Annotated in this window: 4 protein-coding genes; 3 read left to right on the top strand and 1 reads right to left on the bottom strand. The window is 74.4% G+C overall.

Going from position 1 to position 15,585, the window contains the following annotated elements:
• Positions 1-395 precede the first annotated feature (395 nt).
• Complete coding sequence (locus tag ACZ52J_RS28335; RefSeq protein WP_465622736.1) at positions 396-788, top strand: hypothetical protein; 393 nt, start codon at positions 396-398, stop codon at positions 786-788.
• Between the two features lie 32 nt (positions 789-820).
• On the opposite strand, the gene ACZ52J_RS28330 is transcribed toward ACZ52J_RS28335, so the two are convergent.
• Positions 821-2,440 carry an AMP-binding protein gene (locus ACZ52J_RS28330; RefSeq protein ID WP_465622735.1) on the bottom strand — a complete coding sequence of 540 codons (1,620 nt, stop codon included), beginning with the start codon at positions 2,438-2,440 and terminating at the stop codon, positions 821-823.
• Positions 2,441-2,715: 275 nt separating this feature from the next.
• Here ACZ52J_RS28330 and ACZ52J_RS28325 point away from each other — a divergent pair, with 275 nt between their 5' ends.
• Positions 2,716-9,078: an amino acid adenylation domain-containing protein gene (locus ACZ52J_RS28325; RefSeq protein ID WP_465622733.1), complete on the top strand. Its 6,363-nt coding sequence runs from the start codon at positions 2,716-2,718 to the stop codon at positions 9,076-9,078.
• Entirely contained in the window at positions 9,075-15,533 is a 6,459-nt protein-coding gene (locus ACZ52J_RS28320) for an amino acid adenylation domain-containing protein (protein WP_465622732.1), read from the top strand. The genes ACZ52J_RS28325 and ACZ52J_RS28320 overlap by 4 nt, the downstream gene beginning before the upstream one ends.
• The last annotated feature ends 52 nt before the right edge of the window (positions 15,534-15,585 follow it).

Raw genomic sequence — 15,585 nt, 5'->3', positions numbered from 1 at the left:
GCCAGGCAAGTGCCCGGCAATCGAAATTGCATTCCAGCTGCCGATCGGGTGTAACGGTCTCCAGCCGGGGAATTCGGTTCTGCGGAGGCGCCCGATAGGCACCCGATAGGCACCCGATAGAACGCCGAATGGCGCCCGGGAGACGCCCGATTGACGTCCGAGTGGCGCCCGGAAGGCGTCCGAGAAACGCCCGAGAGGCGTCCCTATTCCACCGGCGGGGGCTGCAGTAGGGTGCCTCTGCGCCGTTCTGACGAGGCCGCGCCGTGCTCACGGCACCGGTGCCGACGCGGGCGCCTCACACACGATGGGATTTCCCCGTGAAAGACAACATGGTCGAAATTCTGACCGCTGCCGTTCTGGTGCTCGGACTTGTCCGCGAGTTCAGGGATCAGAGGTTGACTCTTGTCCCGTGGCTGCTTCCGGTGATTCCGATCGTGGTCGGAGCTCTCCAGGACGACCTGATCGATCACGACAGGAGCGGCGCCTCGATCGGGCTCGGCGCCGCGATCACCGGGGTGGGTCTGGTGCTGGGCGTGGCCTACGGCGCGCTGCTCCCGGTGGGCCGGGACGCCGCCGGGCACACCGTGTTCAGGGGCGGCCTGTACGCCCTGCTGGTCTGGGCGGGCCTGCTGGTGTCCCGGACGGCCTTCTACCAGGTCGGGCAGAACCAGGGCATCGAGACCGGGTTCGGCTTCCTGGCCATCTCGTTCGGCGCGATGCTCCTGGCGCGCACGCTGGTGGTGACCGTCCGGTCCCGGAAGCGCCTGCCTGCCGGCTCGGTGGCCTGACGTGGCGGGGCGGCGCTTCGGGGGTCGGCCGGTCAGGCCGGTGTCAGGCTCCGGATGTCGCCGCCCAGCTCGCCGGCGGTCAGCGCGGCCCACATCACCCGGCGGCGCGGCTTGCCGCTGGAGGTGACGGCGAGGCCGCCGCGCGGCACCTCGACGGCGAGCAGGTCGGCCTCGGTGCCCAGGGCTTCGGAGAGCACCGTGTGCGCGGCGGCCTGCCACTGCGGGTCCGGCTTCTCCAGGACGACCACGCCGGTCGCGCGGTCCTCGAGGTGCCCGAGCAGGACGGCCACCCGCCGCTGGGGGATGCCGAGTTCGTGCAGGCGGGCCTCCAGGCTCTCGGCGAAGACCATCTTGCCGCGGACCTTGACGCCGTCGCCGAGGCGGCCGACCACGTAGAGCTGGCCGTCGTGCAGGAAGCCGGCGTCGCCGGTGTGCAGCACCCCGCCGTCCAGCACCGTGCCGGAGGCCGTTCCGGCGGCGCCCTGGTAGCGGGTGCCGAGGGTGTTCCCGCTCACCAGCACCTCACCGACGACGCGGTCCGGCACTTCGGTGCCCTCGTCGTCGACCACCGTGACCCGGACGCCGCGCAGCGGGCGGCCGCAGCCGACGAAGCGCCCGGCCTGGTCGCCTTCCAGGGTGACCTCGCTCCAGCCCTCGCCGATCGGCAGGCCGGTGACGGCCAGGGTGGCCTCCGCGCCGCCGTACGCGGGCAGCAGCGCGCGCCGGTCGAAGCCGTGCGGGCCGAGCAGCGCCTCGAAGCCTTCCAGCACCTGCGGGTCGATCCGCTCCGCGCCGAGGATCAGCGAGCGGAAGGACGAGAAGTCCAGGCCCTCCAGCTGGGCGGGCTTCACCCGGTGCAGGATGTACGCCAGGCCGAAGTTGGGCATGGCGGTCAGGCCGACCTTGTTGTCGCTGATGCAGCGCAGGTAGCGCAGCGGGGAGCGGATGAAGTCCTCCGGCTGCATCATCCAGCCGTCGCAGCTCATCGTCACGAAGTTGACCATGCAGCCGATCAGGCCCATGTCGTGGTGCACCGGCAGCCAGGAGGCGCCGGAGTACTCCGGGAACCACTCCAGCCAACGGTGCATCGCGTTCACGTCGTTGGTCAGCGCCTCGTGGCTCACCAGGACGCCGCGGGAGCGGCCGCTGGAGCCGGAGGTGAACTGCAGCAGCGCGAACTCGGCCGGGGGGTACGGCTTCGGGGCGGGCTCGACCTCGGCGATGAACGTGTCGAAGACCACCGGCTCGGGCAGGTCGAGTCCTTCGGTGACGGTGCGCACGGAGTTCTGCGACTCCTCGTCGCAGACGATCACCCGGGGCTGCGCGGTGTCGAAGAGGGCCCGCGCGTGCTCGGCGTACTCGCCGCCGCGCTGGAAGGCGAACGGCGGCGCGATCGAGCACGGCGTGCAGCCGGCCGCGATGGCGCCGAAGAACGTCGCCACGAAGCCGGGGCTGCAGCGCTGGACGACCGCCACCACGTCGCCGTCCTGCGCGCCGGCGGCGCGCAGCGCCCCGGCCGTGCGCAGCACCCTGTCGGCGAGTTCGGCGTAGCTGTGGAACTCCCAGGAGTCACCCGGACCGGCGAAGTGCAGGCCGCGCTCCTCCGAGGCCTCCTCGACCCAGTCCAGCAGGGCCCTGTCGGGGATGCTCATTGACCGATTCCTCCCAGATCCTTGCGTTCTTCGGAGCAACGTCGCTGCCGCCCAGGCCGCATCCTCCGGTTCGTACGGGCAGGAAGCCAGGAATCGAGCGGGCAACTCCGGTCCGGCGCACGGCCGGGACCAGCAAGGTCGATTGCCGGTCAGTTTCCTGGTCGGTTCTGTCCGCGCGCGCAAGCATCGGCGGCGAGAACCGTCAGTGCGGTCCCCGGTCGTCGGCCAGGGGGCCGCCCGCGCCGCCGGCCGACCGCCGCGGAGAGGAGCCAGGTGTGTACCGGGCAAGCGATCAAGAAGGATCCGGTCCGCACTCGTCGATCCGCGAGGCCGGGGACCGTACGCCGCTGACCGCCGGGGACCGTACGCCGCTGACCGCCGCGGGCCGGGCGCTGTGGCTCGCCCAGCAGTTCGCGCCGGACTCGCCGAGGTTCAACCTGGTGCGCCGCTTCGAGATCCGCGGCCCGCTCGACCCCGAGCTGTGGCACCGCGCGATCCGGCAGGCGCACGCCGAGAGCCAGGTCTTCGAGGTGCGGCTGGGCGAGGACGCCGACGGCCCGTACCAGGAGTTCCTGGGCCGTTCGAACGCCGGCTGGGACATCGTCGACCTGTCCGACCGGTCCGACCCGGAGCTGGCCGCCCACCGGTGGATCGCCGAGCGGATGCGCACCACCTACGACCTGCGGCGCGGCCCGGTGGGCGAGGACGTGCTGCTCAGGCTGGGTGCCGGCCACTGGTTCTGGTACAGCAGCTACCACCACGTGCTGACCGACATCCAGGGCCTGGCCATCCTCACCGAGCGGATCAACGCGCTCTACAAGGCGATGGTCGCCGGCGCCGAGCCGGGCGGCCGCCCGCTGCCGTCCGCCCTGCTGCTGCCGCTGGAGGAGCGCGCGTACCTGGCCTCGGAGCAGTACGAGGCGGACCGCGCGTACTGGCTGGAGCGCATGACCGACCGGCCCGAGCCGGTCACCGTGGCCCCCCGCGCCGCTGACCGGGTGGGCGACGTGCTGCGCGCCCAGACCCTGCTGACCTCGACCTACGTGACCGCGCTGCGCAAGCTCGGCCGGCGCCGCCGCACCGACTGGACGGCGGTGGTCGCGGCCGGAGTGGCCGCCTACCTCAGTGGTCTGAGCGGCCATCAGGACCTGGTCCTCGGGCTGACCGCGACCGTCCGGCGCACCGACGCGGCCCGCACCACCCCGGGCATGCTCGCCAACGAACTGCCGCTGCGCGTCCGGCTGGACGCGGCGATGACGGTGGGCGAGCTGATCGACCACACCTCCGCGCGGCTCGGCGAACTCCTCACCCACCAGCGCTTCCCGCACGAGCACATCCGCCGCGAGCTGGGCATGCGCGACGCGGGCGACCGGCTGTTCCACGCGGCGCTCAACCTGGTGCCCACCGGCGACCGCGCCGAGCTCGCCGGCTTCCCGGCCACCGTGACCGGCCTCAACGCCGGCCAGGTGCCGGACCTGGTCCTCACCTTGTTCCCCGACCCGGCCGGCGGGCAGCACGTCCGCCTGGAGGGCAACGAGGCCCGCTACGACCAGGCCGACCTGGACGCCCACACCGTCCGGCTGCCGGCCTTCCTGCACCGCCTCGCCGAGGCCGACCCGGACACCCCGCTGGCCCGCCTGCAGCTGACGACGGCGATCGAGCAGGACCGGGTGCTGAACGACTTCAACGACACCGAGTGGCCGACCGAGCGGGTCACCCTGCCGCAGCTGTTCGAGCGCCAGGCCGCCCGCACCCCCGACGCCGACGCGGTGGAGTTCGAGGGGCGGGCCCTCACGTACCGCCTGCTCGACGCCCGGGTCAACCGCCTGGCCCGGATGCTGGTGGAGCGCGGGGTGCGCCGCGGCGGCATCGTCGCCGTCGCCCTGCCGCGCGGCCTGGACAACCTGGTGGCGCTGCTCGCGGTGATGAAGGCCGGCGCCGTCTACCTCCCGGTGGACCCCGGCTACCCGGCGGACCGGGTGGACGGGATGCTCGACGACGCCGGGCCCGACCTGATGGTCACCCGGCACGCCGACGGGCTCCCGGGCCGCGACGGCCTCGCCGCGGTCCACCTCGACGACGCCGCGGTGGCCGCCGCGCTGGACGCCGCCGACCCCGCCGAGCCGGCGCCCCCGACCGCGCCGACCCCGGCCGACCTCGCGTACATGATCTACACCTCGGGCTCCACCGGCCGCCCCAAGGGCGTGCTGGTGCCGCACACCGGCCTGGCCGACTTCGCCGAGTCCCAGCCCGGCGTGCTGGCGCTGCGCGAGGGCGAGCGGGTACTGATGATCAGCTCGCCCAGCTTCGACCCGTCGGTGTGGGAGCTGTCGGTCTGGCTGATGAGCGGCGGCTGCGCGGTGATCGCCCCGCCGAAGCTGATGCCCGGCCCGCAGCTGGCCGAGTTCATCGCCGGGCACCGGGTCAGCTGCGTGGGCACCGTGCCGTCGGTGCTGGCCGCGTTCCCGCCCGGCTCGCTGCCGGACGACCTGATCATCGCGGTCGGCGCGGAGGCGCTGCCCGCCGAACTGGTCCGCCGCTGGGGCGGCGTGCACCGGCTGCACAACGTGTACGGCGCCACCGAGAGCACCGTGTTCACCACCATGACGGGGCCGCTGACCGGCCCCGGCACGCCGTCGATCGGCTCGCCGCTGCACAACGCCCGGGTGTACGTCCTGGACGGGCTGCTGCGCCCGGTGCCGCCCGGCGTCACCGGTGAGATCCACCTGGCCGGCCCCGGCGTTTCGGTCGGCTACCACCGCCGGCCCGGCCTCACCTCGCAGCGCTTCGTCGCGGACCCGTGGGGCCCGCCCGGCAGCCGGATGTACCGCACCGGCGACAACGGCTCCTGGGGGCCGGACGGCAAACTGCACTTCGTCGGCCGCAGCGACCACCAGGTGAAGATCCGCGGCTTCCGGGTCGAGCTCGGGGAGGTGGAGTCCAGACTCACCGCGCACCCCTCGGTCGCCCGGGCCGCCGTGGTGGCCCGCGCCGCGAAGGGCAGTGCGCGCCGCCTGGTCGCCTACGTGGTGCCCGCGCCCGACGCCGAGGTGGAGCCCGCCGAGCTGCGCGCCTGGGTCGGCCGGACCCTGCCGGAGCACATGGTGCCCGCCGCGGTCGTCGCCCTGGACGCCTTCCCGCTCACCTCCAACAACAAGATCGACCGGGACGCGCTGCCCGAGCCCGACATCCGCGGCGGCGCCACCCGCCGGCCGCCGCGCACCCGTACCGAGACCGTGCTGTGCGAGTTGCTGCACGAGGTGCTCGGCGCGCAGGAGATCGGCATCGACGACAGCTTCTTCGATCTGGGCGGCGACTCCATCACCGCCGTCCGGCTCGCCGCGCGGGCGGTCAAATCCGGGCTCGCGCTCACCCCGCAGGACGTCCTGACCTACCGCACGGCCGCCACCATGGCCGCGGTCGCCGACGGCGGCCGGGCCGCCGACCTCGACCGGTCGCTGCTGACCGACGCCGGGGGCCCGGCCGAAGGCCTGCCGCTGACCCCGCTGCAGCAGGGCATGCTGTTCCACTCGCTGTATGCCGACGACACCGGCGCCGACCCGTACATCGGCCAGATGGTGTTCGACCTGACCGGCGAGATCGCGCCGGACCGGCTGCGCGCCGCCTGCGACGCCCTGGTCGCCCGGCACGACGCGCTGCGCGCCCACTTCGCGCTGGACGAGCTGGGCGAGGCCCGGCAGACCATCCCGGCCGCGGTGACGGTGCCCTGGGCCGAGCACGACCTGCGCGGGCTCGGCGCCGAGGAGCAGCGGGAGCGCACGGCCGAACTGCTGGCCGCCGACAAGGCGACCCGCTTCGACCTGGCGAAGCCGCCGCTGCTGCGGTTCGCCGTGATCAGCACCGCCGACGACCGGCACCTGCTGGTCTTCACCAGCCACCACGTGCTCTTCGACGGCTGGTCCGTCGGGATCATGCTGAAGGACCTGTTCGCGGCCTACTCCGAGGACTCCGAGGTGTCCGATCGGAACGAGCCGTCCGAGCCGGTCTCCTTCGCGGCCTACCTGCGCTGGCAGGACCGTCAGCCGAAGGACACCGCCGCGGACGCCTGGAAGCGCGCGCTCGCCGGCGTCGAGCAGCCCTGCCTGGTCGCCCCCGGGGCGGCGCTGACCACCGAGATGCCCGCGCTGACCCGCCGGGCGCTGTCCGAGAAGCTCTCCGCGGACCTGAACCGCACCGCCCGGACGGCCGGCCTGACCGTCAACACCGTCTTCCAGGGCGCCTGGGCGGCGCTGCTCGGGCAGCTGACCGGCCGGGACGACGTGGTCTTCGGCACCTCGGTGTCCGCCCGGCCGCCGCAGCTGGCCGGGATGCAGGACCTGGTCGGCCTGGTGATGAACACCGTCCCGGTGCGGGTCAGGCTCTCCGCCGAACGGCCGCTGTCCGAGCTGCTCACCGAGGTGCAGGCCGAGCAGGCCGCGCTCGGCGCGCACCACCACCTGGGCCTGGCCGACATCCAGCGCGGCCTCGGCCTCGGCGAACTCTTCGACACCACCATGGTGTTCGAGAACGCGCCGGCCGACCGTGAGGCGATCCGCCGGACCCTGCCGGGGCTGCGGATCGGGGTCGCCGAGTCCGACCGCACGGGGGTCACCCACTACCCGCTCACCCTGATCGTCCACCCCGGTCCGCGGCTGCGCCTGGAGCTGACCCACCGCGCCGACCTGTACCCCGCCGAGCAGGCGCAGGCGCTGCTGGAGCGGCTGGAGCGGTACCTGCTGGCCTTCGTCGGGCAGCCCGAACTGCCGCTCGGACGCGTCGAGTTGGTCGACGCCGAGGAGTGCCGCACGCTGGTCGGGGCGTGCAACGACACCGCCATGGCGCACCAGGAGGGCACCCTGCACGGGCTGTTCACCGCCCAGGCCCGCCGCACGCCGGACGCCGAGGCCGTGGTGTACGGCGAGCGCCGGGTCGGCTACGCCGAACTCGACGCGCTGTCCGGGCGGTTGGCCGCCACCATGGCCGCCGGGGGGATCGGCCCCGGCGACGTGGTCGCGGTGGCGCTGCCGCGCGGCGTGGACCTGGTCGTGGCGCTGCTCGCGACGCTGCGCACCGGCGCCGCCTACCTCCCGCTGGACCCGGAGTACCCGCCGGAGCGGGTGCGGGCGATGACCGAGGACGCCCGTCCGGCGCTCACGCTGGACGAGCGGAGCTTCGCCGAGCTGTCGGCGCGCGAGAGCGCGGGCCCGGCGCCGGACCGCGCGGTCGACCCGGTGCACACCTCGTACGTGATCTTCACCTCGGGGTCCACCGGCCGCCCGAAGGGCATCGTGGTCGCCCACCGCGGCATCGTGAACTACCTGCGCTGGATGCAGCGTTGCTTCCCGCTCGCGCCCGGCGACCGGGTGCTGCAGCGCACCTCGATCAGCTTCGACCCGTCGGTGTGGGAGATCTTCTGGACCCTGCACGTCGGCGCGACGATGGTGGTCGCGCTGCCGGAGGCCGACCAGCACCCCGGCTACCTGCCGGAGCTGATCCGCACCGAGCGGATCCACACCGCGCAGTTCGTGCCGTCCACCCTGGAACTGTTCCTGCTGGAGCCCGGCGCCGCCGAGTGCGGCAGCCTGCGCCAGGTGTTCTGCGGCGGCGAGAAGATGACCGCCGGTCTGGTGGAACGTTTCCGCAAGGCCAGTGAGGCCGGCCTGCACAACCTGTACGGGCCCACCGAGGTCTCCGTCTACACCACCACCTGGCAGGCCGGGTCCGAGACCGGCACCGCCGACGTCCCCGTCGGCAGCCCGGCCGACAACCTGCGGGTGTACCTGCTCGACGGCGCCCTGCGCCCGGTCCCGGCCGGCCTGCCCGGCGAGATCTACATCGCCGGCACCGGCGTCACCGACGGCTACACCCGCCGTCCGCTGCTCACCGCCGAACGGTTCGTCCCCGACCCCTTCGGCCCGCCCGGCACCCGGATGTACCGCACCGGCGACCTCGGGGTACGCCGCCCCGACGGAGCGGTGCGCTACCTCGACCGCGCCGACCACCAGGTGAAGATCCGCGGCCACCGGATCGAACTCGGCGAGATCGACTCCGCACTGTCCGCGGTGGACGGCATCCGGCAGGTCGCCACGGTGGTCCGCGAGGACATCCCGGGCAGCCCGCGGATCGTCTCGTACGCGGTGCCCGAGCCCGGGGCGGTGCCCGACCCGGACACCGCCCGCAAGCAGGTCGCGGAGCAACTGCCCGAGTACATGGTCCCGTCCGTGATCGTGCCGCTGACCGCCCTGCCGCTCACCCCCAACGGCAAGCTCGACCGGGCCGCGCTGCCCGCTCCGCAGGCGGGCCGGCGGGAGCGGCGCGAGCCGCGCACCGACCGCGAGCGCCTGCTGTGCCGCCTCTTCACCGAGGTGCTCGACGGACAGCAGGTGGGCATCGACGACAACTTCTTCGACCTGGGCGGCGACTCCATCGCCTCCGCCCGACTGGCCGGCCGGGCTCGGATCGCCGGCCTGTCCCTCACCCCACGGGACGTGTTCCGTCACCGCACCGTGGCGGCTCTGGCGGACGTCGCCACCGAGACCGAGCCCGAGGCGGCCGTCGCCCCGCCGGCGGCGCCCCGGCTCGAACTCGACGCCGACGAGCTCGCCGAACTCGAAGCGCACTGGAGAAGTGGGAAATGAAGCCGACCTCGTTCGACGCGATCTGGCCGTTGACACCGCTGCAGGAGGGCATGCTCTTCCACGCCCTGTACGACGGCGGGCACGAGGGCGTCGACCACTACAACATGCAGCTCCCGATCGAGCTGACCGGCCCGCTGGACCGGGCCGCGCTGCGCCGCGCCGGCGAGCTGGTCGTGGCCCGGCACCCCGCGCTGCGCGTCGGGTTCCTGCAGCGCCGCTCGGGCGAGCCGTTCCAGGCCGTGGCGTCCCAGGTGGAACTGCCGTGGGCCGAGGTCGACCTCACCGGGCTCGCCCCGGCCGAGCATGAGACCCGGCTGCGCGAGGTGCTCACCGAGGAGCGCCACCGCCGTTTCGAGATGGCCCAGCCCCCACTGCTGCGGTTCACCCTGTGCGCGCTGGCCGCCGACCGGCACGTCTTCGTGCTGACCAACCACCACATCCTGATGGACGGTTGGTCGATGCCGGTGGTCGTCGAGGACCTGTTCCGGATCCTCCACCACGGCGGCGACGCCACCGCCCTGGACCCGGCGGTCTCCGTCGGCGACTACCTCGGCTGGCTGAGCGCCCGCAACCGCGCCGCCACCGAGGCCGCCTGGGGCAAGGCGCTGGCCGGCCTGGAGGGCCCGACCCTGCTCGGCCGCGGCGCCGACCCGGCCGGCGGAACCGTGTCCCAGCAGCGGATCCGCCTGGAACTGGACGAGGAGCGCTCCCGCGCGCTGGCCGAGGCCGCCCGCGGCCGCAACCTCACCGTCAACACCGTCATCCAGGGCGCCTGGTCGCTGCTGCTCGCGCTGCTGACCGGCAGCGACGACGTGGTCTTCGGCTGCACCGTGGCCGACCGCCCGGCCGCCGTCCCCGGCGTGGACCGGGTCGTCGGCCTGCTGATCAACACCGTCCCGGCCCGGGTCCGGATCGACCGCACCGAACCGTTCGGCGCCCTGCTCGACCGCGTCCAGGACGAGCAGGCCGAACTCACCGAGCACTCCTGGCTCGGCCTCGCCGACATCCACCGGATCAGCGGCCACGACAGCCTCTTCGACACCACCATCGCCTTCGAGAACTTCCCGCTGCCGGCCTCCGCCCGCGGCGTCGACGTTGCCGGTCTGCGCCTCGCTCTTGCCGGTGAGGCCGTCGACGAGGTGCCGGAGGGCACCCACTACCCGCTCAGCCTCGCCGTCTTCCCCGGCCCGACCACCGTCTTCGAGCTCAACTACCGCGCCGACCTGTACCCGAAGGAGCGGGCCGAGGCGCTGCTGGAGCGGCTGAGCCTGCTGGTCGGCCACGCCGTCGAGCGGCCGGACACCCCGGTCGGCCGGCTGCCGCTGCTCACCGGGGAGGAGCGCCGCCGCATCGACCGCGCCGCCGCCCCGGCCCCGGTCGCCACACCGCCCGGCACCCTGGTGCGGCTCTTCGAGGAGCAGGCCGCCCGCACCCCGGACGCGCCCGCGGTCAGCTGCGGCGCCGAGCGGCTCACCTTCGCCGCGCTCAACACCGCCGCCAACCGGCTGGCCCGGCAGCTCGTGGCCCGCGGCGCCGCCCCCGAACGGCCCGTGGTGATGGCCCTGCCGCGCACCGCCGAGGCCGTCGTCACCCTGCTGGCGATCCTCAAGTCCGGTGCGGTGTACGTGCCGGTGGACCTCGAGCAGCCCGCCGAGCGGATCGCCGCCGTCTTCGCCGAACTGCGCCCGCACCTCGCGGTCACCACCGGCGCGTCCGCCGCCCGGCTGCCCGAGGGCACCGAGCGGCTGCTGCTGGACGAGCTGCCGCTGGAGGCCGACGGCGCCGACCTCACCGACGCCGACCGGCTCGCCCCGCTGTGCCCGGAGAACCTGGCGTACACCGTCTACACCTCCGGCTCCACCGGTCGCCCCAAGGGTGTCGCGATCGAGCACCGGTCGCTGGCCAACATGTTCCACAGCCACCGCAACCACCTGTTCGAGCCGGAGCAGGCCGCCGCCGGCCGTCCGCTGCGCGCCGCGCTGACCAACTCCCTGGTGTTCGACGCCTCGTGGAGCCAGCTGCTGTGGATGGTCGGCGGGCACGAGCTGCACCTGATCGAGGAGGAGCTGCGGGCCGACCCGCACGCCCTGCTGGACCACGTCACCCGGCACGGCATCGAGGTGCTCGACACCACTCCGAGCTTCGCCCGCCGGCTGATCGCCGAGGGGCTGCTCGACGAGGGCCGTACGGTCCGCGTCCTCGCGCTCGGCGGCGAGGCCGTCGACGAGCCGCTGTGGCAGCGGCTGCGCGCCGTCGAGGGCCTGTCCGCGTACAACCTGTACGGGCCGGCCGAGTGCACCGTCGACCCGATGTACGCCCGCTTCGCGGCGCACGAGCACCCGGTGATCGGCGGCCCCGCCGACAACCTGCGGGCCCACCTGCTGGACGACGCGCTGCGGCCCGTCCCGCCGGGCGTGACCGGCGAGCTGTACCTGGCCGGCGCCGGCCTCGCGCGCGGCTACCTCGGCCGGCGGGTCCTCACCGCCGAGCGCTTCGTCGCCGACCCGTTCGGCGAGCCGGGCGCCCGGATGTACCGCACCGGCGACCGCGCCCAGCGGGACGACAACGGCACCCTGGTCTTCCTCGGCCGCACCGACGACCAGATCAAGATCCGCGGCTTCCGGGTCGAGCCGGGCGAGATCGAGGCCGTGCTGGCCGCCGACCCGAGCGTGCGGCACGCCGTCGTGGTGGCCCGCGAGGACCACCCCGGCTCGCCGATGCTGGTCGGCTACGTGGTCGCCGCGCCCGGCGCCACCGCGGACGGCGCGGCCTTGCGCGCCCGGGCCGCCGAGGTGCTGCCCGGCTACATGGTGCCGACCGCCGTGCTGGTCCTGGACGAGCTGCCGATGACCGTCAACGGCAAGGTGGACAAGGCGGCCCTGCCCGCGGTCCGCTTCGACGGCGCGGGCGAGGGCGGCGAGCCGCGCGACGAGCAGGAGGAACTGCTCCGCGGGCTGTTCGCCGAGGTGCTGCGGGTCGAGAAGATCGGCATCCACGACAACTTCTTCAACCTGGGCGGCGACTCGCTGCTCTCCATGCGGCTCTCCTCGCTGGCCCGCCGGGCCGGGCTCGCACTGAGCCCCCGGGACGTCTTCCTGCACCGCACGGTGGCCGCCCTGGTCGCCGCCGCCCGGGACGCCGAGGACGCGGAAGCCGCCCAGTCTTCGCCCGAGGGCCCGCTGCCCGAGAGCGCGCCGCCCGAGGGCCCGCTGCTCGAACTGGCCGCCGAGGAGCGCGCCGAGATCGACGCCGCCCACCCCGACGCCGTCGAGGTGTGGCCGCTGACCTCGCTCCAGCAGGGCATGCTCTTCCACGCGCTGCTCGCACCCGACCGCGTCGACCCGTACATCACCCAGCAGGTCTTCGACCTGGAGGGGGAGGTGGCGCCCGCCGTCCTGCGCGCCGCCTTCGACACGGTGCTCGCCCGGCATGCCAACCTGCGCGCCCGCTTCGTACGGCTGAGCTCCGGCCGGGCCGTGCAGGTGATCCCCGAGCGGGTCGAGGTGCCGTGGCGGGAGGTCGACCTCGGCGCCCTGGCCCCCGCGGAGCGGGGCCGCCGGGTCGAGGAGCTGGTGGCCGAGGAGCACGACCGCCCGTTCCCGCTCGGCTCCGCCCCGCTGCTGCGGGCGCTGCTGGTCCGGCTCGCCGGCGACCGCCACGTGCTGGTCGTGACGGACCACCACCTCCTGCTGGACGGCTGGTCGGTGCCGCTGATCTACCGCGAGGTCTTCGCCGCGTACGCCGCCGGCGGCTCCGCCGAGGGACTGCCCGAGCCGATGCCGTTCCGCCGGGTGCTCGCCTGGCTGTCCGGCCGGGACGGCGCGGCGGCGGAGCGGGCCTGGGCCGGGGCCCTCGCGGGCCTGGACGAGCCCACCCTGGTCGCCCCGAACGCCGACCTGTCGGTGCTGGCCGCACAGGGCACCGCCCACGAGGTCCTGGACGCCGACGCCTCCGCCCGGATCACCGCCGCGGCCCGCGCCGCCGGGATCACCGTGAACACCCTGCTCAACGGCGCCTGGGCGATCGCCCTGGAACGGCTGACCGGCCGCGGCGACGTCGTCTTCGGCGCCGCGGTGTCCGGGCGCGCGCCCGAGCTGCCCGGCGTCGAGGACGCGATCGGCCTGGTCATGAACACCGTGCCGTTCCGGGCCGTGCTCGACCCGGCGGAGCCGCTGTCCGCCGCCCTGGTCCGGATGCAGACCGAGCAGTCCGAGCTGATCGCCCACCACCACCTCGGGCTGCCCGAGATCCAGCGGGCGGTCGGCCTCGGCGAACTCTTCGACACCATCGTCGGCTTCGAGAACGCCGGCATCGACCACGCCGAGGTCGCCCAGCCCGTACCGGGCCTGGGCATCGGGCTGCGCGAGCCGTCCGTCCCCGGCTCCGCGCACTACCCGCTGCGGCTGCTGGTGCGCCCGGGCGAGCACCTGGACGTCAAGCTCCACTACCGCACCGACCTGTACGGCGCGGCGGAGGCCGGCGACCTGCTGGCCTCGGTGCTACGGGTGCTGGAGACCTTCGCCGAGGCGCCGCGGACCCCGCTCGCCGGGCTGGACCTGCTGTCCGCGCCGACCCGGGAGGCCGTCCTGGAGCGGTGGGCGGCGACCGCCCCCGCCGAGCCCGCGGCCACCATCCCGGCGCTGTTCGCCCGGCGGGTCGCCGAGCACCCCGAGGCGCCGGCCGTGCTGACCGGCACCGAGGAGCTGAGCTACGCCGAACTCGACGCCCGGGCCAACCGGTCGGCGCGCGTCCTGCTGTCGCACGGGGCCGGCCCGGAGCGCATCGTCGCGGTCCTGCTGCCCCGCACCGCCGAGCTGGTCACCACGATCCTGGCGATCTGGAAGAGCGGCTCCGTCCACATGCCGGTGGACACCGACTACCCGGCCGACCGGATCGAGTTCATGCTCACCGAGGCCCGGCCGGACCTGATCCTGGCCGCGCCCGACGCCGTGGAGAAGATCCCGGCGGAGCTGCGCGACCGGGTGGTGACCACGGACCGGCTCACCGCCCCGGCGGACACCCCGTCCGGCGAGGTGACCGACGCCGAGCGCGGCCGCCCGCTGCTGCCCGCCTGCGGCGCGTACGTCATCTTCACCTCGGGCTCCACCGGCCGTCCCAAGGGCGTCCTGGTCACCCACGCCGGCCTGGCGAGCTTCCTGGCCACCCAGCGGCGCCACCTGGACCTCGGCCCCGGCCGCAAGGTGCTCTGGTTCGCCTCGCCCAGCTTCGACGGCGCCATGGGCGAGCTCAACACCGCGCTGCTGAGCGGCTCCTGCGTGGTCGTCGGCAGCTACGAGGAGATGCTGCCCGGGCAGCCGCTGGCCGACTGGGTGGCCCGGACCGGGGTGCAGACCCTGACCATCCCGCCGTCCTCGCTGGCCGCGATGGCCGACGGCAGCCTGCCGGCGGGGATCACCGTCGTCACCGGCGGCGAGGTCCTGCCGCCCGAGCTGGTGGCCCGCTGGGCCCCGGGCCGGCGGATGCTGAACATCTACGGCCCCACCGAGACGACGATCATCGCGACCGTCGGCGGACCGCTGGAGCCCGGCGTCGCCGTGTCGATCGGCGTCCCGGTCGTCGGCGCCCGGATCCGGGTCCTCGACCACTGCCTGCGCCCGCTGCCCGCCGGCGTGCCCGGCGAGGTGTACATCTCCGGCGCCGGCCTGGCCCGGGGCTACCTGCACCGGCCCGACCTGACCGCGCACCGCTACGTCGCCGATCCGTTCGGCGCGCCGGGTGCCCGGATGTACCGCACCGGCGACATCGCCCGCTGGCTGCCGGACGGTCGCCTGGACTACCTGCGCCGGGCCGACGACCAGGTGAAGCTGCGCGGCTTCCGGATCGAGCCGGGCGAGATCGAGGCCGTGCTGGCCGCCGACCCGAGCGTGCGGCACGCCACCGTGCAGCTGCGCGAGGACACCCCCGGGTCGCGGCGGCTGGTCGCCTACGTGGTGCCGGCCGGGCCGGACGGCACCGACCCCGCCGCGCTGCGCGACCGGGTCGCCGCCCACCTGCCGGAGTACATGGTGCCGGCCGCCGTCGTCGAGATCCCCGAGCTGCCCACCACGCCGCACGGCAAGCTGGACCGGGCCGCGCTGCCCGCCCCCCACTTCGCCGCGGCCGAGGGCAGCCGGGCGCCGCGCACCCCGCGTGAGGAGCTGCTGCGGCAGCTGTTCGTCGAGGTGCTCCAGGTCGAGCGGATCGGCATCGACGACAGCTTCTTCGCGCTCGGTGGCGACTCGATCATGTCGATCAAGCTGGTCACCGCGGCGCGCGAGGCCGGGCTGGAGATCTCCCCGCGGGACGTCTTCACCCACAAGTCCGTCGCCGAACTGGCCGCCGTGGTCACCGAATCGGCGCCGCAGGCCGCCGCCGACGAGGCCGAGGAGCCGCTCATCGACCTCGACCAGGACGAACTCGACGAGTTCATCGCCAAGTTCGCCGACGAGGACTGACCGACCCGGGCGGAGGAGCCGGCCGGGACCCTGCTCGGCCCTCCGCCCGTGA

The organism is Kitasatospora sp. NPDC034035 (genome assembly GCF_055575755.1).
Note: the sequence above shows the minus strand (reverse complement) of the source record. Positions and strands in the feature narration are given on the sequence as shown.